General features: G+C 43.5%; 19 protein-coding genes, 1 tRNA gene and 2 pseudogenes. 9 read left to right on the top strand and 13 right to left on the bottom strand.

Annotated features, from left to right (window positions below; translation table 11 throughout):
• Both EWV66_RS18140 and EWV66_RS18135 read right to left on the bottom strand, forming a co-directional pair.
• Positions 1–302 (bottom strand): annotated as a pseudogene (locus EWV66_RS18140) (RNA-guided endonuclease TnpB family protein); the annotation flags it as partial.
• A 248-nt stretch (positions 303–550) separates the two neighbouring features.
• A pseudogene (locus tag EWV66_RS18135) lies at positions 551–736 on the bottom strand (hypothetical protein); the annotation flags it as partial.
• 476 nt (positions 737–1,212) lie between these two features.
• Between EWV66_RS18135 and EWV66_RS18130 the strand changes: the two are divergent.
• Positions 1,213–2,559, top strand: a complete 1,347-nt coding sequence (locus EWV66_RS18130; RefSeq protein ID WP_287116021.1) for a DUF3370 domain-containing protein — start codon at positions 1,213–1,215, stop codon at positions 2,557–2,559.
• Positions 2,560–2,566: 7 nt separating this feature from the next.
• Here EWV66_RS18130 and EWV66_RS18125 read toward each other — a convergent pair whose 3' ends face one another.
• Positions 2,567–3,079 carry a TolB family protein gene (locus tag EWV66_RS18125; protein WP_287108628.1) on the bottom strand — a complete coding sequence of 171 codons (513 nt, stop codon included), beginning with the start codon at positions 3,077–3,079 and terminating at the stop codon, positions 2,567–2,569.
• Positions 3,080–3,102: 23 nt separating this feature from the next.
• A complete protein-coding gene (locus EWV66_RS18120) occupies positions 3,103–3,318 on the bottom strand; it encodes a hypothetical protein (protein ID WP_002788162.1) in 216 nt (71 codons plus the stop codon).
• A gap of 365 nt (positions 3,319–3,683) precedes the next feature.
• On the opposite strand from EWV66_RS18120, the gene EWV66_RS18115 reads away from it, so the two are divergent.
• Positions 3,684–3,757, top strand: a tRNA-Asp gene (locus tag EWV66_RS18115).
• A gap of 85 nt (positions 3,758–3,842) precedes the next feature.
• On the opposite strand, the gene EWV66_RS18110 is transcribed toward EWV66_RS18115, so the two are convergent.
• Complete coding sequence (locus EWV66_RS18110) at positions 3,843–6,377, bottom strand: glycogen/starch/alpha-glucan phosphorylase (protein WP_072925906.1); 2,535 nt, start codon at positions 6,375–6,377, stop codon at positions 3,843–3,845.
• Positions 6,378–6,546: 169 nt separating this feature from the next.
• On the opposite strand from EWV66_RS18110, the gene hpnA reads away from it, so the two are divergent.
• Positions 6,547–7,533 (top strand): hopanoid-associated sugar epimerase, encoded by a 987-nt coding sequence (hpnA, locus tag EWV66_RS18105; protein WP_002788164.1) that lies wholly within the window; start codon positions 6,547–6,549, stop codon positions 7,531–7,533.
• Positions 7,534–7,709: 176 nt separating this feature from the next.
• Here the strand turns inward: hpnA and crcB (EWV66_RS18100) are convergent, their stop codons facing one another.
• Positions 7,710–8,114 (bottom strand): fluoride efflux transporter CrcB, encoded by a 405-nt coding sequence (gene crcB / locus EWV66_RS18100; RefSeq protein WP_052275842.1) that lies wholly within the window; start codon positions 8,112–8,114, stop codon positions 7,710–7,712.
• A 145-nt stretch (positions 8,115–8,259) separates the two neighbouring features.
• Positions 8,260–8,649: a fluoride efflux transporter CrcB gene (gene crcB, locus EWV66_RS18095; RefSeq protein ID WP_052275843.1), complete on the bottom strand. Its 390-nt coding sequence runs from the start codon at positions 8,647–8,649 to the stop codon at positions 8,260–8,262.
• Between the two features lie 122 nt (positions 8,650–8,771).
• On the opposite strand from crcB (EWV66_RS18095), the gene rsmA reads away from it, so the two are divergent.
• The gene (gene rsmA / locus EWV66_RS18090) at positions 8,772–9,578 is read left to right on the top strand and encodes a 16S rRNA (adenine(1518)-N(6)/adenine(1519)-N(6))-dimethyltransferase RsmA (RefSeq protein ID WP_052275844.1); all 807 of its coding nucleotides are present in this window, start codon (positions 8,772–8,774) and stop codon (positions 9,576–9,578) included.
• Positions 9,579–9,595: 17 nt separating this feature from the next.
• The gene (ispE, locus tag EWV66_RS18085) at positions 9,596–10,537 is read left to right on the top strand and encodes a 4-(cytidine 5'-diphospho)-2-C-methyl-D-erythritol kinase (protein ID WP_052275845.1); all 942 of its coding nucleotides are present in this window, start codon (positions 9,596–9,598) and stop codon (positions 10,535–10,537) included.
• Between the two features lie 21 nt (positions 10,538–10,558).
• On the opposite strand, the gene EWV66_RS18080 is transcribed toward ispE, so the two are convergent.
• Genes EWV66_RS18080 through EWV66_RS18070 form a run of 3 tightly spaced genes read right to left on the bottom strand, consistent with a single transcriptional unit; the run spans position 10,559 to position 12,005 of the window.
• Positions 10,559–11,371: an urease accessory protein UreD gene (locus tag EWV66_RS18080; RefSeq protein ID WP_052275846.1), complete on the bottom strand. Its 813-nt coding sequence runs from the start codon at positions 11,369–11,371 to the stop codon at positions 10,559–10,561.
• Positions 11,372–11,374: 3 nt separating this feature from the next.
• Positions 11,375–11,899: a hypothetical protein gene (locus tag EWV66_RS18075; RefSeq protein ID WP_052275847.1), complete on the bottom strand. Its 525-nt coding sequence runs from the start codon at positions 11,897–11,899 to the stop codon at positions 11,375–11,377.
• Positions 11,853–12,005 (bottom strand): hypothetical protein, encoded by a 153-nt coding sequence (locus tag EWV66_RS18070; protein WP_162490486.1) that lies wholly within the window; start codon positions 12,003–12,005, stop codon positions 11,853–11,855. The genes EWV66_RS18075 and EWV66_RS18070 overlap by 47 nt, the downstream gene beginning before the upstream one ends.
• A gap of 181 nt (positions 12,006–12,186) precedes the next feature.
• Between EWV66_RS18070 and EWV66_RS18065 the strand changes: the two genes are divergently transcribed.
• The 3 genes from EWV66_RS18065 to gyrA all read left to right on the top strand — a co-directional run bounded on the left by EWV66_RS18065 (position 12,187) and on the right by gyrA (position 16,723).
• Positions 12,187–13,401, top strand: coding sequence for an AAA family ATPase (locus EWV66_RS18065; protein ID WP_052275848.1), 1,215 nt, complete (start codon positions 12,187–12,189; stop codon positions 13,399–13,401).
• Positions 13,394–13,978 (top strand): DUF4276 family protein, encoded by a 585-nt coding sequence (locus EWV66_RS18060; protein WP_052275849.1) that lies wholly within the window; start codon positions 13,394–13,396, stop codon positions 13,976–13,978. The genes EWV66_RS18065 and EWV66_RS18060 overlap by 8 nt, the downstream gene beginning before the upstream one ends.
• Before the next feature lie 192 nt (positions 13,979–14,170).
• Positions 14,171–16,723, top strand: a complete 2,553-nt coding sequence (gene gyrA, locus EWV66_RS18055; protein WP_287108635.1) for a DNA gyrase subunit A — start codon at positions 14,171–14,173, stop codon at positions 16,721–16,723.
• Between the two features lie 172 nt (positions 16,724–16,895).
• Here the strand turns inward: gyrA and EWV66_RS18050 are convergent, their stop codons facing one another.
• Together EWV66_RS18050 and EWV66_RS18045 are read right to left on the bottom strand one after the other, a co-directional pair.
• Positions 16,896–17,426, bottom strand: a complete 531-nt coding sequence (locus EWV66_RS18050; protein WP_046663126.1) for a ComEA family DNA-binding protein — start codon at positions 17,424–17,426, stop codon at positions 16,896–16,898.
• Positions 17,423–17,821: an NINE protein gene (locus EWV66_RS18045; RefSeq protein WP_002788179.1), complete on the bottom strand. Its 399-nt coding sequence runs from the start codon at positions 17,819–17,821 to the stop codon at positions 17,423–17,425. Before EWV66_RS18045 ends, EWV66_RS18050 begins: the two co-directional genes overlap by 4 nt.
• 321 nt (positions 17,822–18,142) lie before the next feature.
• On the opposite strand from EWV66_RS18045, the gene asnS reads away from it, so the two are divergent.
• Positions 18,143–19,507 carry an asparagine--tRNA ligase gene (gene asnS, locus EWV66_RS18040; RefSeq protein WP_287108639.1) on the top strand — a complete coding sequence of 455 codons (1,365 nt, stop codon included), beginning with the start codon at positions 18,143–18,145 and terminating at the stop codon, positions 19,505–19,507.
• A 211-nt stretch (positions 19,508–19,718) separates the two neighbouring features.
• Here the strand turns inward: asnS and EWV66_RS18035 are convergent.
• Positions 19,719–19,919 (bottom strand): Txe/YoeB family addiction module toxin (locus EWV66_RS18035; RefSeq protein ID WP_287107894.1); only part of this gene is annotated, 201 nt, incomplete at its 5' end.

The raw sequence follows: 19,919 nt of genomic DNA, 5'->3' as shown, positions 1-19,919 counted from the left end.
GGAAAACCTTTTTTTCCTGGTATCTTAGCATGACAATTCTGGTAAAATCGACTAATTGATTGCCAGGCTCTATCAGCAGCCGATTGACGAGCTTGAGAGTTTAATTTATTAACCCAAGGGGTCTCTTTATTGTTAGCTAGTACCGCACAAAGTTTTTGGAGATCATTGCGGGTTGTACCCTTATGCGACCGCCAATAACGAACACAAGAGTTACGCACAAACTGAGAAGTTTTAATAGCTTCATCAAGCCGTTGATATTGCTCTGGTGTTCCGTTTTTTAGCTTGGCTTCTACGACTAGCATTTAACAATCCTCGACCATTGGATAGTTTAATTATAACACAGTTTACCCATAGATAGTAGTATTAAATCGATGCTCTGCGGTTTATTTTCTGGTCGGATTTCATCCCCCGCAAAGGTTGATGTCTTGTCGAAAAATTTAGCGGGGGCATTCATCCGACATTTTAGGTAATGCTTGATCCTTTGATAATGTCCTCTATGTAGTGCTGGCTGAATAAATCTAAAAGCCTTATCCAACAAGGTTTTTAGACTTTTTTTTTCCTCAAAAAGTGCCGACCATTGGAGGGATCGGGGGTAAAATTTAGGTACTTTTTCCCTGAAAATTAGGTAACTGACTACCTCAAAATCGGTAAAACCCTACACCCCACACCCCACACCCCACACCCTGCCACCACGAAAAACTTTTTCAGCAGACCCTATGTATGAAGTGGAGGGCATAAGTTCGCAATTTATCCCCTTTTTTGCGAAGATTTAGAGTTCACAGTAGGCGCAAACAATCGCTTGGAAACCCTGCTCTGATCCGCCTAAAGCTTGAACTGATTTGAGCAGGTGTTCGGCTAAAGTAACCCCTGGTAAATCCCACGGTAAATCTTAGTCATTCTTAATGCAATGGTTCGCCAAAATCAGCCTTGGCAGCTGCCTGACAATTTACAACCTTGTCCCTAGAGATTCACACTCCTTGTTATCTCTAATCAAGGGTTGCGCTTGCTTTGGTTTAACCTGAGCGGCTTAGCTTTTCCTGCGCTTTTTTCCGGCTTGAGATTTTGAGTTTTACGGCAACTGCTTGAGTTTTTTTGAATTACCCCTTGACCATCAAGACAGTCGCTACGTTCATCTTATATTTAATTCCACCCACCGACTTATCTAAATTGAGCGAGCCAGTAATGCTATGATCAAAAATTAATTATCTTGAGATGGTAATTTTTTGTGTGATGTTACCTTTTTTACTACCCATTGCCCAAACTCCCCCTAGTGTAGAAATAATTCGACCGGCCCAGGTGCGTCCTTTACCGAATCAACTAGATCAAGTTCCTGTTTTTAATAGCAATAGTCCCGAATTATTGCTAGGAGAAGGGATTTTGCTTTCGACTTTTCCCTCCCAAGAGAAAAGTTTTCCCTCGGCCCATTTAAATTATGCTTTTCAGGGACGCTTTGATATTTTTGCCCACCATATAGCGAGGGGGAGTTTTCCCGATAATTTACGCACCCTTTATCTGGGTATATTACTCCACAATCCCAGTCCTAATCCCGTGACTGTTAAAATTTTGCAGGGGGCCAGTTATTTGAGTCAACCCGATGCAGCTTTTATCGATTTACCTGCACAAGTGGAAAATAATCAGGGGACGGTTTTTGCTGGGCCGGGAAGTCGGGTAATGGGGGATATTTTAATGGGGCAGCGTCAGGATATTTTTCCCGATAGGATTATTATTCCCCCTGGGGAGAGTTTTATGGTCTTAAATGCGGCGATTCCCGTGCGCGATTTGACTCCCCCTTTAAACGGTAGATCCACTTATCTTCGTCTGGAAAGTGACGGTCTTCTCTACGCTGCTAGTTTAGCTCTTTATGCACCCCTAGATGAAAATGGGCAGGAAAGACCACCAAATCTGACAGAATGGCAAAATTTGCTGGAAAAAGGCGATTTATCGACTCCGCGCGATCGAGCACCCACTCCTCCCCATAGTCAAGGACAGATAATTTATGGACGGGTAGCGGGGGTGTCCCAAGGTTCAGCTTGGCCTGCCCGATTGGTCGATCGAGCTTCTTTATGGTTAAATATTCCTGATTCTGGTCAATCTATAGCCTATGGGATTAGCACCCTACCCGGAGGCAAACTGGGAACGGAACAAAATCAAAGTGCTAGTATGTTAGTTCGCTATCCCGATACGGCCTATCAAGCTCATGGTAATTACGGTGTGGAATATAGGTTAAGTTTACCTCTATTTAATCGAAGTGATGAGGCGAAAACGGTGACTATTGCGCTAGAAACACCGATTAAAGAGAATATTATTGGGCTGGGTTTGCGTTTTCTCGATCCGGCTGCTCCACAAGTGTTTTTTCGGGGAACAGTAGCCGTCAATTATAGCGATGATCAAGGACAGGCACAAAGCAGATTTTTTCATCTCGTCCAAAGACGCGGACAAGAGGGGCAATCTTTAGTGACTCTGACTATTCCTCCGGGGGATTGGCGTGTAGTACAGGTAAATTTTTTATATCCACCAGATGCTACTCCTCCGCAGGTTTTAACGATTAAGACCGAGTAGAACAAGTTTAAAATTGGCCGTTAATGATCGCAATATTCCATTGACCGTCTTGGTTGGTTTCAAAGGCAATTTGGCGACCATCACCGCTAATGGTGGGATTGCGGACGCTTCCCCGCAGGTTAGCGGTTAACAGGGTTGCACGGGATCTGGAACGATCATAAACCATGACATCACTTTTACCGCGTTCGCTGGAGATATAGGCAATTAAACGACCGTCAGCATTTAAAGATGGCTGATCTTGGCTAGAATCGCCACGATTTAGGTTAGGAAGATTAACTAGGCGCTTTTCTTGCAGATCGAATAAATATATACTACGACGACCGGAGCGATCGGAAGCGAAGGCTAAATAGCGACCATCAGCACTATAACTGGGGAATTGATCGGGAGCAAAACTATTTAAACCACTGGCGGGAACTTGAGGAGTGATCAAAAGAGGGGAATTACAGCCACTTATCCCCGATAACAGCCCAAAAGAGGCCAAAAATCGCCCCAGCCAGACAAAAAAAATTTTTTCTTTCATCTTGACTTTTGACCCCAAATGTGCTAGTAACTTTCTTCCTTGCCGACGGTTTTGAGGGTAAGTAGTTGATTGCCTTGACTGAGACTATCGGCGATCGCTTCTCGAATCGGCAGGTCAATACTGGTTTCTGCGAGGATTTCTTGGGCTTTTTGCCGCAAATCTGCCCCGGTATCGGCATCTACTTGGTCTAGATCGAGTAATTCTTGCGATAGCTGTTCGATCGAATTCAGGTTAGTCATAGCTCAGGCTCCCAACAAGCTTAATTACAATCCCATGGTAAAGAGTATCCCTCTCTACCATGGGATTTTTTGGCTTTAATTCAGGATTGATACCAATCCAACTTTAAAAACCCTCTTAAGTAAGTAGTTATAATTAAATCGAAGATAGATTTTGCCTCTGATCCCCCCTGCCCCCCTTGATAAGGGGGGTGCCGATCCCCCCTTAGTCCCCCCTTAATAAGGGGGGCATCTGATAATTTTTAACGCCTACCTACTTATCAATTGTTTCCCCCCTCTCCCCTCTCCCCTCTCTCTCAAAAAAATTTTCCCAGAGGTGCTTGACATAACCCTGATGATGAAGTTACAATCAGAATTGTCGCAAAAATGGGATTGTAGTTCAATTGGTTAGAGCACCGCCCTGTCACGGCGGAAGTTGCGGGTTCGAGCCCCGTCAATCCCGTAGAAATTTAGGTTAAAGTCGCCCATGCTTGGCTATCCTGTAGGCAGTAGGATAAATTAACAGAATCCTACTGCCTAGATTTGTTCTAATTTACCGATAAACCAGCATTAGCTTGAGTATAATCGGGTAATTCAATCTTTACTGGTTGTACCCGCCAGATTTCCTCGCAGTATTGCCGAATCGATCGATCGCTAGAGAATTTACCCATGCGGGCCACATTAAGAATTGCTAAACGACTCCAATGTTCTTGATCTTTATAAGCGTGACCGACTCCTTCCTGACAGTCGATATAGGACTGATAATCGGCCAGTAACATATAGGGATCATCGTAGATAAGATTATCCACAAGCGGACGGAATAAACTACTATCACCCCGGCTAAAAAATCCCGAACCAATGAGGTCTAATACCGCCCGCAATTCTTCGTTATGGTAATAGTATTCTTGGGGATTATAACCAGCGGCTTTCTTAGCATAAACTTCCTCAGTTGTCAAGCCAAAAAGAAAGAAATTTTCCGCTCCCACCTCTTCACGAATTTCGATATTTGCCCCATCAAGAGTGCCGATAGTTAAGGCACCATTCATGGAAAATTTCATATTACCAGTTCCCGAAGCTTCTTTCCCAGCTGTGGAAATTTGTTCAGACAAGTCGGCAGCTGGATAAACCCGTTGACCGAAGGTGACATTATAATCGGGTAGGAAAACCACTTTTAAACGTCCTCCAATCGTCGGATCATTATCGATCACTTCTGCCACAGAATTAATCAATTTAATGATTAATTTCGCCATAAAATAACCCGGGGCTGCCTTACCACCAAAAATAAAGGTACGGGGGGTAATATCGAGATTGGGATTATTTTTGAGGCGATGATAGAGGGTGACGATATGTAAAACGTTGAGATGTTGCCGTTTATATTCGTGAATGCGTTTTACCTGCACATCAAAGAGGGTACTAGGATCAACTTTAATGCCGACTTTTTTATCGATATAATTGGCTAAATCTGCCTTAATATCGTATTTAATTCGTCGCCAAGAGTCCCGAAATCCTCCATCATCCACATAGTTTTCTAAACCGCGTAAATCCTCCAGATGCTTAATCCAATTTTCGCCGATTTTTTCTGTAATCGCAAAAGTCAAGCGGGGATTACTAGAAACTATCCAGCGCCGGGGAGTAACTCCATTAGTTTTGTTGCTAAACTTTTCGGGAAAGAGTTCATAGAAATCGCGCAGAACATCTTTTTTCAGTAATTCTGTATGGAGGGCTGCCACCCCATTAATTGCCTGGGAACCCACACAGGCAAGGTGAGCCATACGGACGTATTTTTCGCCGCTTTCATCGATTATAGATAAACGGGACATTTTGCCATCATCATGGGGATAAATAATGCGAATTTTATCCAAGAAACGATGGTTAATTTCGTAGATAATTTCCATTAATCGCGGTAAAAGACGACCAAAAATACTCAAAGACCATTTTTCTAAAGCTTCTGGCAAAAGAGTATGATTGGTGTAAGCGAAGGTATTTTGAGTAATAAACCAAGCTTTATCCCAATCGAAATGATGCACATCAATTAACAAGCGCATTAACTCGGCTACCCCGACGGAAGGGTGAGTATCATTCAATTGTACCGACCATTTTTGATTAAAATTATCGAGACTGGGGTTCTCATGTAAGTGAATACGAATCATATCCTGTAGGGAACAGGAAACAAAGAAATATTGCTGTTCTAAACGTAGTTCTTTGCCTTGAATTGGTTCATCGTTAGGATAGAGAACTTTACTGATATTTTCCGAGTGAACTTTATTATCCACCGCACCATAATAATCGCCGCGATTAAAGCGACCAAAATCAAAAGATTCACAAGCTTCTGATTTCCATAGACGCATAGTATTAGCGGTGTTAACTCGATAGCCGAGAATTGGGGTATCGTAGGGAATTCCTTTGACTACATAATCGGGAATCCAACGACTGCGATAATTACCATTTTCGTCGGTATAGGATTCGGTATAACCGCCAAATTTTACCTCTACTCCCGCTTCTGGTCGGGCAATTTCCCAGGGATTTCCATACTGTAACCACTTATCGGTTATTTCTACCTGCCAACCGTCGTGAATTTCTTGATCAAAGATACCAAATTCGTAGCGAATACCGTAACCAATAGCCGGAATTTCTAGGGTAGAAAGGGAATCAAGATAACAGGCAGCTAAACGACCTAAACCACCATTTCCTAACCCCGGTTCTTCTTCCTGGGCAATTAATTCTTCTAGTTTTAATCCCGATTCGCTGACAGCTTTCTCCACCTGTTCGTAGATACCGAGATTGATTAAATTATTGGCCAAATGGGGACCGACTAAAAATTCGGCCGAGAGATAACAAACGGTTCTGACATCTTTTTTTAGATAGGTTTGTTGGGTGGTCAACCAACGCTGCAATAAACGATCACGGATGGTATAAGCTAAGGCCATGTAAAGATCGTTTTTGCTGGCTAATTCCGGTAATTTACCTTGAATATAGAGTAAATTATCCCTTAAAGCCCGTCGGATAGTTTCTGTGTCTAATCCCGTTCTGTCATCTTCGATGATAATCGGACAAACAAAAGTTGACTCTGGAGATGGATCCATAGGAGTGTTTTGACTAAAAATCGACTGCTCTTAGTCTAAAATAATCTGTACTCAAATTTTATCAAGAAAAGCTTAAATCTTGACTAAGATTAAGGTATAGTAATGATGAAGTTAAGGTGATTAAGTTTCAATTACCGATAGGAAGCGAAAACAGGGGAAAGTTTGAGCAATGCGTGCTTTTGTGACGGGTGGAACGGGTTTTATCGGGGCGAATTTAGTGCGATTGCTTTTAGTCGAAGGCTACCAAGTGCGCGTCCTCGTCCGTCCCCAGAGTAATCTCAGAAATTTGCGGGGTTTAGACGTGGAAATTGTCCGGGGTAATTTAAATGATGAGAACTTATTTAAATTAATGGTCGGATGCGAAGTTCTCTTTCATGTAGCGGCGCACTATTCTCTCTGGCAAAAGGATAGACATCAACTCTACCAAAACAATGTTTTAGGTACAAGAAATGTGCTAGAATCGGCGCATTTAGCGGGAGTTGCCAGAATAGTTTATACCAGTTCTGTGGCGGCTATTGGAGTTGGTAAAAAGGGTGAAAGTGTCGATGAAACTTATCAAAGTCCCGCCCATCAATTGGTGGGTTATTATAAAAAATCAAAGTATTGGGCAGAACAGGAAGCATTGAAAGCAGTGCAAAGAGGACAGGATATCGTTATAGTTAATCCTAGTACGCCGATAGGAGCCTTTGATCTTAAGCCTACACCCACTGGCGACATTATTCTCCGTTTTTTGCGGCGAAAAATGCCCGCTTATGTGAATACGGGATTAAATCTAATTGATGTGCGCGATGTGGCCTGGGGACATTTATTAGCTTTAGAAAAGGGAAGAACTGGCGAAAGATATATTTTAGGTCATCAAAACACTTCTTTAAAAACCTTGTTGACAGAATTAGCCGAAATTACCAGCATAAATGCTCCGAAAATTGTTTTACCTTTTTGGATTCCTTTACTAATAGCTTGGCTGGATGAAAAAGTTCTTCCTGTCTTCGGAAAATCGCCCTCTATACCCCTTGATGGCGTGAAAATGTCAAAACAGTCCATGTACTACGATTCCTCGAAGGCACGGCAAGAACTGGGCTTACCGCAATCGCCGATTAGACAAGCTTTAGCTGATGCTATCGATTGGTTTCAAACCAATGGAGACATTACTTATTAAGACTGGGTAGGAAAGGAAAAAGATGGCCTCAATTGTGCTGAAATGCTTAAGTAGTTAGGTGTTAAAAGTTGTCAGACACCCCCCTTATCAAGGTAGTAGGGTTAATTCATGAATCAACCCTACTATGAATCAACCCTAGGGACAGGGGGGATCAGACGCAAAATCTATTTAATAATTCATCTAGGAAAACCTGTTCTTGCTAAAATAACTCCAATTTTAAGCGCAATCATCCCCCCAAGAACACTGCCCAACCAATAAATTAAACCGAAAGTCAAGTTTCCCTGCTCTAAAAACTTGTTTACCTCCAAACTATAGGTAGAAAAAGTTGTATAGGAACCACAAAAACCCGTGGCAATCATCAATCCTAATTCTGGGGCAATTATACGAATATTTTCCTTAACCATAGTAAAGATATAGGCAATAATTAAACAGCCAGAAACATTGACAAAAAATGTCCCAAAAAATCCCCACTCTTTACCGAAGATACTGTCAATTAATTTCGCAATATAAAAACGACTTAAAGCCCCAAAAATAGCCCCAATTGCCACGAATAAACCATAACGACCCCTGAAAAAATTCATGCTGTCTCTCCTGCCCTTCAATAGTAAATAAATTGGAGAATTAAGTAGCTGGTTATAATTAAATTTAAAATGGATTTTAGGTTCGATCCCCCCTTAATCCCCCCTTGATAAGGGGGGCATCTGATAGTTTTTAACGCCTACCTACTTAACCTAGAAAAAATTGGGCAATAGCTGCCCCGATTCTCACGGCAATCAATCCGAAAATGATACTAGCAACGGCAAAAATAAGACTGAGAAAATTTTGTTGATTGCGCCAGAGGGTCAAGATATCTAAACTATAGGTAGAAAAGGTGGTATAAGCTCCTAAAAATCCCGTTCTAACCATTAAATCTAGTGAGTGGGAATAAAAGGAAAAACTGGGTAAAATAGCCCAAAAAAAGCCGATAGCTAGACAGCCAGTTAAATTAATAATAAAGGTTCCATAGGGAAAGCGCAAGCCGAATTTCGCTTTTGTCCATTCGGTAATATGATAACGAGATAACGCCCCTGGAACCGCTCCTGCTGCAATTGCGAAAACATCGTTCAAATCTGACATTGTTTCTAATTTTTTTGCTATCTTTGCCTAGGCTCTATGATAATTGATGCGGTTATCGATCGCATGGCCGATATTTTCAGGAGTGTTATTGTCAAGGACAACCTGACATTCAGGATAAACGTATGAAAATTCAACCGCGTAAACGTTTTGGACAACATTGGTTAAAAGATGAATCGATACTCGATCGCATCATCGGCGCTGCTAATTTACAATCAGAGGATCGGGTATTAGAAATCGGCCCTGGTACAGGCATTTTAACCCGTCGTCTTCTCGATGGCGCTCAATTGGTTGTCGCTGTAGAAATCGATCGAGATCTATGGACAATTTTAAATAAAAAATTTGGCCAACAAGATAACTTTCATCTCATCCCAGGCGACTTTCTTACCCTTAAACCCGAGCAACTGCCGCCAGTTAATAAAGTAGTGGCTAATATTCCCTATAATATCACCGGTCCGATCCTCGAAAAGCTGCTCGGTTCGATCGCCCATCCCTTCACCCCCCCTTACCAGAGTATTACCCTCTTGGTCCAGAAAGAAGTCGCCGAAAGATTAGTCGCTGTCCCCTCCACCAAAGCTTACAGCGCTCTCAGCGTCCGCATTCAATACCTTGCCGATTGTCAATGGATTTGTGATGTCCCCCGGCGAGCCTTTTCCCCACCTCCCCGGGTGGATTCGGCGGTAATTCAGCTTTTACCCCGTGTTTTCCCGAAAAATGTCAGTAATGCGGCCTTTTTGTCCACTTTAATTAGCTGGGGTTTTGCCAACCGGCGCAAAATGTTACGCAATAATCTAAAAAATTGTCTGGATAGCGATCGATTAAGCCAAATCCTGACACAATTAGAGATTAATCCCCTCGCTCGCGCCGAAGATCTCAGTTTATCGCAATGGATTGACTTGGCGGAAAAATTAGGTCAATTGCCAAAATTTTAGATTTTTTTTCTTGACAAATGCACAGTTATACCCTTCTAGCCCCCGCTAAAATTAATTTATATCTAGAAATCGTTGGCGATCGCCCTGATGGTTTCCACGAGTTAGTCATGGTGATGCAGACGGTGGCATTATGCGATCGCATCACTCTCCGGCCGAACGGATTGCAGGAATTCCGTCTCTTTTGCTCTCATCCCCTCGTCCCCCAAGATAGCAGTAATCTCGCCCATCGCGCCGCCACTTTGATGGCGAAGGAATTCCCCCGCCTCTTTGCCAATTACGGCGGCATCGATATCACCATCGAGAAACATATTCCCGTGGCTGCCGGTTTAGCGGGGGGGTCCACCAACGCGGCGGCGGTGTTAGTCGGCATCGATTTAATCTGGGAATTAGGCTTAACCCATCCGGAATTAGAAACTTTAGCGGCAAGATTGGGATCGGATACTTCCTTTTGTGTGACAGGAGGAACGGTTATCTGTACGGGAAGGGGAGAAATTCTCGATCCTATCGCTCCTCTGACTGGATTATGGGTGATTTTAGCCAAATACGATCATTTATCCGTTTCTACACCCTGGGCCTACCAAAGCTATCGGCAAAAATTTCAGGATACCTATCTGTCTTCTCCAGAGGAGTTCCATCACCGTCGTCAGCAGGTGAGTTCCGGGGCTTTGGTACAAGCGATCACCCAGAAAAAACCAGCCGCTATAGGCAAATTTATCCATAATGACCTCGAAAAGGTGGTTTTACCCGAATTTCCCCTCGTAGCCGAGTTAAGACAGGTTCTAGGGGATTTAGGCGGTTTGGGAACGATGATGTCAGGCTCTGGCCCGACGGTTTTTACTCTCTGTTCATCTCAGGAAGTGGCGGAAACTATCGTTAAAGAGGCCCGGGAAATTCTTGTCGCTCCCGATCTACAATTTTGGATAGCTCCAATCACCGATACAGGCATTCAAGTGACTTGATAAAATTAAAATTGACCGCTTTTACCAAGATAACCAAACTCGCGGAATAATTGCCTCTCGATCGCTCATTTCTCGCCTTAAAATTTGCCAAACCTGCTGAAACCATTGTCGCACTTCACCGCTAGAATTACCCCGATAACGACATAAAAGACCATCTCCTAAAGTGCTAGTAACTCCCATCTCTCCTTCTAGGGAAAAATCTCTCACTTTCTCGATTAAATCTCTTCCCACTGGTTGACCGATATAAACTAAAGTACCGATCATGGCACTATTATTTAAACCAGAAAATCCCTCGATCATTTTACCACCCAACAGGAAGGAGCGATCGAGCCATAAAGGTTGTCCCGATCGCCAAATTTCCCAATTAGAATGCCATTCTCCCGCTAAAAATTTCTCGCCTCGCGCACTGCGACCAAAACGGGTAATTTCCCATCCCAACCAACTGCTATTTTCCCCTAAATCCACTCGTAAATGTTGGCGAAATACCGCACCATTAAAGATAATTGTTTCTTGGGGTAGCCATTCTAAACTGGCATTGTCATCGATTTTAATCTCGATTAATTGCTGGGCCATCTGACCGTTACTATGGTAAACTTTTCCAGCAGAAGCAGTGGTAATCAGGGCATTAGTAGCGGCTTGGAGATGAATTTTTTGTTGAAGAATATCACCGCCAACTATTCCCCCCGCCGTATGTAAAATCACCGTATGACAAAGATTTTTTCCTTCAGGATAAAAGGGTCTTTGTACTTTTAAAGGGGCGGTAGCATAGACGTGATTAATCTCGGTTGCGAGATTTTTTTGCTTGTAAATTAGTTCTAGGTTTCCCTGCCACATTATTTATTGATCCTCAGTCATGTTTTCTAGAAATTGCCGATAATTTTCAGGACTGAGATTAATTTTAAATTCTATTTGCTGTTCTTTATCCCTGAACAGTAAAATATATTCACTTTCCGATTTTTTGCCAACTAGGAGAGGATTTTTCATCTCGAATTTTTGATAAACTAGATGGGGTTTCGTCACCCGAATAACTAAACTAGGTTGGGATTGGGGATAAATATATAATTGCTCCCGTTCCCGATCTAAAATTAATTGTTTAGGTGTCATGCTTCTTTCGTCAGCAAAAGTAGATTTATGCCAATAGAGGGTAATCCCGCGAATTTGGGGCATTTGGATGCTAAATTTTTCATCAAAACCTTGCTGCTCCCAATTAATATCTTCCAGAGAGCCAGTATCGGGAATTAAACGCTGTTGCCAGAAGACTTCCTTAAGATTTAAATCTTGCCACCATTGGCTAATAATTTGGAAATTCTCCAGATTATCGGGGTTGGGATTGGCACTTTGCCAGAGGAGAGGAGTAAGCATTTTCGGGGAATTTTTGCGCTGGGAAAATCAGGTTAATAGTCTTCGCTGGAGTTAAGGGATCATTAATCTCAATCATCATCGATTCTTGAGCTGCCGATAGGTCCATGATATTAACTCTCGATCGCATTTTTATTTTATCCTAAATTATCGGGGGAAAAACTGCTAAAAGTGGTCTTCACTGGTGATCGCCAGCCACCAGCCTAGAAAACTGAGGGAAGATCAGATAGATTGGGATATAATTAACTAATAAAGCTCTGTATGATCCCAAAAACTAGAATTGTTTTAATATGAACCAGCCTAGACTATTATCTTTTACCCTCGATGGTTGGGGTGTGCTAGGTGGTCCAGTTTCCCTATCCCTAGTTAACCAAGTTGGGGTATTAGTGGGGAGAAACGGTGCGGGGAAATCCGCTATCCTAGAAGGATTTGAAGCCATCTCATCCTGTGCTATGGGTAGATCGATCGTATCTCGGATGATTGACAGTGATAGCATTCCCTCAATTTTGCAGGTTGAAATTCTAACACCGACTAACCGGCGCTTAGGATACAGGTATGAGCTAATCATCCCCTTTTCTATGGACGATCTAGATACAGACATAGACGATACCACTAACGATAATTCCTTGGAAAATTCCTTTTCTTGGAATGATTCTTGTCATTATATTGATGGAGATCAAGAACTTCTCTGGAAAACCGAATTTGGACTAACAAGCTTTAATAATAATGGTGAGCCAATATTTGCTATTCTTGGCAATACTACCTCGCTGCGACAGTCAAATGTACCTGGAAATTCATCGCTAAATTTACCTCCAGAAATGAAGTGGGTTTATGCTATTTTAAAAGGGATTCGTCTTCTTGGCAAAGCTCCTATCCGTCGCACATCAAGGCGACAGCCTTCCTTACTAAAGGTGGCAAGTAAGAAGGTTTCTACCAGTCGATTTGATCTAGCAGATACTCTAGCTCGGAGAATATTTTCTTGGGTAGGTACGGATTATTTTGATGAACTAGAAAATGTTTGTCAACGAATAGGACTTGCCAAGAAAATCACTGTGCAGAAGTTTGTTTTGAGTGAGCATTCTGGACAGACAGACCAAGGTAAAGACGAAGAGTACATCGCTTCAGTATTATTAGATGGAGTCAATATTGGATTACTCTCCGATGGCACCTTGCGAGTTTTATCAATTCTTATCGAAATAATTGCTCACTCTCCTAATGCAACAACCATAATTGAGGAGCCAGAAACACAAATACATCCCGCAATGTTAGCAAAATTATTAAATGAAATTAAATCCTATACTTGGGATGAAAATTTAATTATATCAACTCATTCACCACAAGTAGTAGCTTGGACAAAGCCAGAAAATATTAGCTTAGTTTATCGTAACCAGGGACGGACAAGTGTTAGGAAACTAGAAGAAGGAGAGATTGAAAAAGTTGTCGAGTACCTCTGTGAAGAAGGAGATTTAGGAGACTGGATTTACAGTGGTATTCTCGATGAGTAGTAACTTGATCGCCATAATTGCCGAAGATGAGACGGACTGCGATGTGTTTCGTCAAATTATCCATCGCGTGCTGGGGACAAATACTAGGACAAAATCTTGGGCATCTAAATCCTCTAGTACATTAAAGAGAAAACTGTCAGCAAAACTTAAAGTGATGACAAGGGAAGGATGTGATGCTTTTATCATTGTTCATGATTTAGATCGTAATCCCAAGAATAACTCTCTTAACGATGAAAAACAATTGCGAGATCACTTAGAATTAAGCTGTTCTAATATTAATGGTATCAGGAAATATATCTGCATCCCAATAGAAGAATTAGAGGCTTGGTTTTGGTCTGATCCAGAGGTGGTTAAATATGTGGGACGAGGCAAGGGAAAAGATCACCCAAACCCTCACCTAATTATCAAACCGAAAGAAAAATTGATCCAATTGTCAATCGGTGAAAATAGAAAACCCCGTTATAGTACCAACATGAATGTTGAACTGGCCGAAAAGCTAAATTTAGAACTTTGTGCCACTCGTTGTCCTTCTTTTAAAGATCTTCTCGACTTTCTGCAATCTCTGTCAAGAGGATAGCAAACCATTAACCCCCCCATCCCAGCCAAGAAACCTGCGAGCGCCGCCTCAAACCCCAAAAAAGAGGGATTTTATGGTAAAATAGTCCTACAAATGGGCATATTCTGCACATCAAAAGGGTAAAAACCCGATTTTTAGCGAATTTACTCACAAAAACGCTTTTTTTGCCTTGTTATTGGAGTTAACCCCCCTATGACCGCCGCCCAGGATCATGTCGTCCCCACAGACTTAAGCAATGAAATGTCCCGTTCCTACCTAGAATACGCCATGAGCGTCATCGTCGGGCGCGCCTTGCCCGACGCTAGGGACGGACTGAAACCCGTACACCGGCGCATTCTTTATGCGATGTACGAACTAGGATTAACTCCCGATCGCCCCTTCCGCAAATGCGCTAGAGTCGTCGGGGAAGTATTAGGAAAATACCACCCCCACGGAGATACTGCCGTTTACGATGCCCTCGTCCGCATGGCCCAGGATTTCTCCATGCGCGATCCCCTGATTAACGGTCATGGTAACTTCGGATCGATCGATAACGATCCCCCGGCAGCCATGCGTTATACCGAGTGTCGTCTGCACACCCTGGCCACCAACGCCCTACTACAGGATATCGAGTCAGAAACCGTCGATTTCGCCGATAACTTCGATGGTTCCCAACAGGAACCCGTGGTTTTGCCCTCTAGAGTCCCGCAACTGCTAATTAATGGCTCATCGGGCATCGCCGTCGGTATGGCCACCAATATCCCCCCCCACAACCTGGCCGAGATTATCGATGGAACCGTTGCCCTCATCCATAACCCCGATCTCACCGATACGGAATTACAGCGTTATATCCCGGGGCCAGACTTTCCCACCGGGGGGCATATCCTTGGTAGAGACGGCATTCAGGAAGCTTACACCACCGGCCGCGGTTCCATTACCCTGCGGGGAGTCGCCACCATTGAAACTATCGAACAAAGGGGAAGACCCGATCGAGATGCTATTATCATCACCGAACTGCCCTATCAAACCAATAAAGCGGCATTAATCGAAAAAATCGCCGATTTGGTCAATGATCGCAAAATAGACGGTATTTCCGATGTGCGGGACGAAAGCGATCGCGACGGCATCCGGGTAGTGATCGAACTGAAACGAGATGCCTATCCCCGCGTCGTCCTCAACAATCTTTATAAACAAACGCCCCTCCAGTCGAATTTTGGGGCGAATATGTTGGCATTAGTCGATAACGAACCGAGATTACTGACTTTAAGGGAGTTTCTTCGGGTTTTCCTCGATTTTCGCCTAGAAGTTATCACCCGTCGTACCCGTTATGAACTCCGCAAGGCCGAGGAAAGGGATCATCTCCTTCAGGGTTTACTAATTGCCCTCGCTAGTCTCGATGCAGTCATTGCCCTAATTCGCAGTGCTGCCGACACAGCTAGTGCAAAAGAGGGATTAGTGCAGAATTTTGGTCTTTCGGAGGTGCAAGCGGACGCAATCCTACAAATGCAGCTGCGACGGTTAACTGCCCTAGAATCGGAGAAAATTCAGCAAGAACACGGGGAATTACTGACAAAAATCGGCGATCTTCAGGATATTTTAGCCAGAAAAGAACGGATCGACAGCATTATCGAGGAAGAACTGCAACAGATCAAAACGATTCACGCTACCCCCCGTCGCAGTCATATTGAACAACGGGAAGGAGAAATCGCCGAAACTGACTTGATTGCCAACGAACAGGCCTTAATTCTCGTCACTGAACAGGGTTACATCAAAAGAATGCCCGTTAATACCTTTGAGTCCCAAAATCGGGCGACAAGGGGCAAAGCTGGCGCGAAAATGAAAGAAGACGACGGCATCGATCACTTTATCACCTGCCGCGATCATGATAGCGTCCTCTTTTTCACCGATCGCGGGGTTGTCTATAGTCTCAACGCCTATCATATCCCCACCGGTTCCCGTACCGCTCGCGGAGTTCCGATCGTGCAACTGTTAGAGATTCCCAAAGGGGAGAAAATCACCTCGGTGGTGGCAGTCAGCGAGTTCAGCGAGGATAATTACCTGATTATGCTCACACAAAAGGGATTTATCAAGAAAACCGCCCTCGCTGCCTTTAGTAATATTCGATCGAACGGTTTAATCGCCATTTCTCTCGAAGACGGTGATCAACTGCGTTGGGTTCGCTTGGCTAAAGAGGAAGATAGCGTCATTATCGGTTCTCGTCATGGGATGGCAATTCATTTTAAGGCCGATAGTCAACAATTGCGCTCCTTGGGAAGGGCAACTAAAGGCGTAAAATCGATGAAATTGCGCTCAGGTGACGAATTAATCAGTATGGACATCCTGCCTAGTCAAATTGTCGCCCAAATCGCTGAATCTAACGAAGAAGAAACCGAGGACGAAAGCGAAGAAATTAACCCCGAAGTGGCTAATAACGGCCCCTGGGTGTTAGCAATTACCATGGCAGGACTAGGAAAACGGGTTCCCGTTACCCTCCTCCGGCTGCAAAATCGGGCGGGATTAGGAGTTAGAGTGATTAAATTCCGCAAAAAGAACGATAAATTAGCGGCTCTGCACGTTGTTAACCCCAACGAGGAATTTATGATTATCACCGAAAGGGGTATTATCATCCGTCAATCCGTCGATGCTATTACTCCCCAATCGCGATCGGCCGGAGGTATCCGGGTACAAAAACTCGATGAGGACGATGCGATTGCTGCGGTGGCCCTAGTTCCCCCTAGTGATGCGGAGGAATCTGAAGACATTTAGATTTGCTGGGAAGTGGGGAAATGGGGAAGTGGGGAAATGGGGAAGTGGGGAAGTGGGGAAGTGGGGAAGTGGGGAAATTGAACTAAAACCCCAAAACCCCAAAACCCCAAAACCCCAAAACCCCAACCCCCAACACCTAAAACCTTCCTGCTGCCTTCGTTAAAATTTGGGGTTAAAACTGAAAAAAGTGCATTAATTGGGAGATTTCCTGAGCGTCTAGGGATAAACGCCCTTTAAAATCCACAATATTCTTAAATAATCCCTGTTCTTCTCTATTTTTAATAATGGCAGCTGCCAAATTATCGCTGATTAGGGGTAAGGTGGTTAACTGCTCGATCGAAGCGGTGTTAGGATTGATTTTAGGGGGTGCGAGGTGACTTTCGGGACTATAATAGGCAAATTCTAGAATCGGTTCCCAAGCTTTCAATCTAGCCACAGGAACACTCAAAGCAGCCGCTAGATCTTCGAGACAAAGCAATTCTACCCCCATACCCAACAATTCCACCAACATCCGCGCTTGATGGATGGATATCCCCGGCAATCGCAGCCAATCATCCACACCCGCTTGACTGACATTAATTTTAATGCCCAATTGTGCCGCCATAGCGATCTCATCGAGGGAACGAAAGCGATAATAGGGATCATTGCTAATTTTGGCTTTTAAAGGGTTAAAAGTGCGCCCTAACCAGTTTTGCGGTGTCATTGTAGTAATTGTCGCCGTTTTTCTTCAAATTCGTACTCAGAAATCAATCCTTCTTGCCGGAGGCGCTCTAATTCCCTTAAAGCTGCCCCGATCGCCTCTACTTGTTTAGGCTCTAAACTGGGGACAGTGGCAGCAGCGGTGGCAGTGGGAAAATAGTTAGCCAAAAATTGGTTATCTTGGATTAAATACCACACTGCATCGATCGCGCAAGCCACCCGGGGAATCGGAGTTTGCCAAAGGAGAAGATAAATAATTCCCCAGAGAGGTTGGCCAAGATAGAATTTATGAATACCGGCGATAGGAAAGGGTAAAGCGAGAATGCTACCGATAAAAGCCAAAAAAATCGCTAATTTACGGCTTTTGGGCTTACTTAATAATTTTTCCACCAGAAGCATGACACCTGTTCGAGATTGATTTTAGCCTGATCTGAACCTTCTATTCTAAAATAAGTAGGGAGGCACAATTATTTGTAGGATGGGTTAGCGGTAGCGTAACCCATGCGGCCGTTGGGTTTCATGCTTCAACCCAACTTACGTTCATCTTATATTTAATTCCACCCACCCACTTACTCTTTGGTTCTAAGTAGGGAGACACAATTATTTGTAGGATGGGTTAGCGGTAGCGTAACATAATCTGGCGTTGGGTTTCATGCTTCAACCCAACCTACGTTCATCTTATATTTAATTCCACTCACCCACTTAACATAGGGATAAGCAATGACTACCAGAATCAAGGAAATCTTTCAGACAGGACAACCGGATCAATCCGTCACCGTGCAGGGTTGGGTGAGAACAAAACGAGAATTAAAAGAATTTACTTTCCTGGAAGTTAATGATGGCTCATCCCTAGCCAACTTACAAGTTATCCTCGAACCGACTTTACCCGATTATGAAAATGTACTAAAGACAATTAGTACAGGAGCGGCGATCGCTGTTTCGGGAAATTTGGTTCCTTCCCCGGGTAAAGGGCAAAATATCGAGTTAAAAGCGGCCGAAATCACCCTTTATGGTGACTGTCCTGCGGATTATCCCCTACAAAAGAAACGTCATTCCTTTGAATTTCTGAGAACCATTGCCCACCTGCGAGCAAGAACCAACACCCTAGGAGCAGTAATGCGGGTTAGAAACGCTTGCTCTACCGCTATTCACAGTTTTTTCCAAGAAAAAGGCTTTATTTGGGTACATACTCCTATTATTACCGCTAACGACTGCGAAGGTGCGGGGGAATTATTTACTGTCACCAGTTTAGATTTAAAAAAACCCGCCAATTTTGCCGAGGATTTCTTTGGTAAACGGGCCTATTTAACCGTCAGTGGACAATTACAAGCGGAAGTAATGGCCATGGCCCTATCTAATGTTTACACTTTTGGCCCGACTTTTCGCGCCGAAAATTCTAATACTTCCCGTCATCTGGCCGAGTTTTGGATGGTGGAACCGGAAATGGCTTTTTGTGACTTGGAAGGAGATCAGGATTTAGCGGAAGCTTTTCTGAAATATATCTTTAAATTCGTTTTAGAAAATTGCACCGAAGATTTGCAGTTTTTTAACGAACGTATCGATAAAACGGTGTTAAATACGGCCGAGAATATCGTTAATAGTGAGTTTGGCCGGATTACCTACAGCGAAGCGATCGAGTTATTAGAAAAAGCCGATCGTCAGTTCGAGTTTCCGGTAGAATGGGGCGTAGATCTACAGTCAGAACACGAACGTTATCTAGCGGAAGAACTATTCAAAAAACCCGTGATTGTCACCAATTATCCCAAGACAATCAAAGCTTTTTATATGCGTCTAGATGACAATAATAAAACCGTTTCCGCTATGGATATTTTAGCACCCAAGATCGGCGAAATTATCGGTGGTTCCCAACGGGAAGAACGATTAGATGTATTAATCCAAAGAATGCAGGAACAGGGAATGAATCCCGATGATTTGTGGTGGTATTTAGATCTGCGTCGCTACGGTTCCGTTCCCCACGCCGGTTTTGGTTTAGGATTCGAGCGTCTGGTACAATTCATGACGGGAATGACCAATATTCGCGATGTGATTCCTTTCCCCCGTACCCCTTTAAGTGCCGACTTTTAGGTTGATGTCTAGAACCCACAGGAGAAAGGAGGAATGTAAATATTTATTAAATTGTAGCTTAGGCTACAGTATTAGAGTAGAAAATGTGCTTTGTTTTGTTGTCCGCCATTGGTGTTGGGTTGGGCTATTGCTTGACCTAGCTACGAGGGGGAACCTACTACGTTCTTTGTCCCCTTTCTCCTGTAACAGTCCTTGATGGGTTTGTCTGAGTTTAGCCTGATTGATAATGATAGCGAGCTTGTAAAAAATAAACCTTATTTCCCGTGACTTTATAAACCAAACGATGCTCTAAATCGATCCGTCGTGACCAAGTGTCGGCAGCAATATACTTAAGAGGTTCGGGTTTACCCAATCCTGTAAACGGATCGCCATCCAAAATATCTGCCACTAAGTCTAAAATTTTATCGCCTTT

The sequence above is a fragment of the Microcystis sp. M_OC_Ca_00000000_C217Col genome (genome assembly GCF_007095585.1).
Classification (GTDB): domain Bacteria; phylum Cyanobacteriota; class Cyanobacteriia; order Cyanobacteriales; family Microcystaceae; genus Microcystis; species Microcystis panniformis.
This window is presented reverse-complemented; position numbering and strand designations above follow the sequence as displayed.

Bases quoted from the DNA above. Each gene is read 5' to 3' on its own strand.
- EWV66_RS18070 (WP_162490486.1), bottom strand. From the start codon at position 12,005: ATGGACCTATCGGCAGCTCAAGAATCGATGATGATTGAGATTAATGAT.
- EWV66_RS18060 (WP_052275849.1), top strand. From the start codon at position 13,394: ATGAGTAGTAACTTGATCGCCATAATTGCCGAAGATGAGACGGACTGC.
- gyrA (WP_287108635.1), top strand. From the start codon at position 14,171: ATGACCGCCGCCCAGGATCATGTCGTCCCCACAGACTTAAGCAATGAA.
- EWV66_RS18065 (WP_052275848.1), top strand. From the start codon at position 12,187: ATGAACCAGCCTAGACTATTATCTTTTACCCTCGATGGTTGGGGTGTG.
- EWV66_RS18125 (WP_287108628.1), bottom strand. From the start codon at position 3,079: ATGAAAGAAAAAATTTTTTTTGTCTGGCTGGGGCGATTTTTGGCCTCT.
- hpnA (WP_002788164.1), top strand. From the start codon at position 6,547: ATGCGTGCTTTTGTGACGGGTGGAACGGGTTTTATCGGGGCGAATTTA.
- EWV66_RS18045 (WP_002788179.1), bottom strand. From the start codon at position 17,821: ATGCTTCTGGTGGAAAAATTATTAAGTAAGCCCAAAAGCCGTAAATTA.
- asnS (WP_287108639.1), top strand. From the start codon at position 18,143: ATGACTACCAGAATCAAGGAAATCTTTCAGACAGGACAACCGGATCAA.
- crcB (WP_052275843.1), bottom strand. From the start codon at position 8,649: ATGTCAGATTTGAACGATGTTTTCGCAATTGCAGCAGGAGCGGTTCCA.
- crcB (WP_052275842.1), bottom strand. From the start codon at position 8,114: ATGAATTTTTTCAGGGGTCGTTATGGTTTATTCGTGGCAATTGGGGCT.
- EWV66_RS18120 (WP_002788162.1), bottom strand. From the start codon at position 3,318: ATGACTAACCTGAATTCGATCGAACAGCTATCGCAAGAATTACTCGAT.
- EWV66_RS18130 (WP_287116021.1), top strand. From the start codon at position 1,213: ATGGTAATTTTTTGTGTGATGTTACCTTTTTTACTACCCATTGCCCAA.
- ispE (WP_052275845.1), top strand. From the start codon at position 9,596: ATGCACAGTTATACCCTTCTAGCCCCCGCTAAAATTAATTTATATCTA.
- EWV66_RS18110 (WP_072925906.1), bottom strand. From the start codon at position 6,377: ATGGATCCATCTCCAGAGTCAACTTTTGTTTGTCCGATTATCATCGAA.
- EWV66_RS18050 (WP_046663126.1), bottom strand. From the start codon at position 17,426: ATGACACCGCAAAACTGGTTAGGGCGCACTTTTAACCCTTTAAAAGCC.
- rsmA (WP_052275844.1), top strand. From the start codon at position 8,772: ATGAAAATTCAACCGCGTAAACGTTTTGGACAACATTGGTTAAAAGAT.
- EWV66_RS18080 (WP_052275846.1), bottom strand. From the start codon at position 11,371: ATGTGGCAGGGAAACCTAGAACTAATTTACAAGCAAAAAAATCTCGCA.
- EWV66_RS18075 (WP_052275847.1), bottom strand. From the start codon at position 11,899: ATGCTTACTCCTCTCCTCTGGCAAAGTGCCAATCCCAACCCCGATAAT.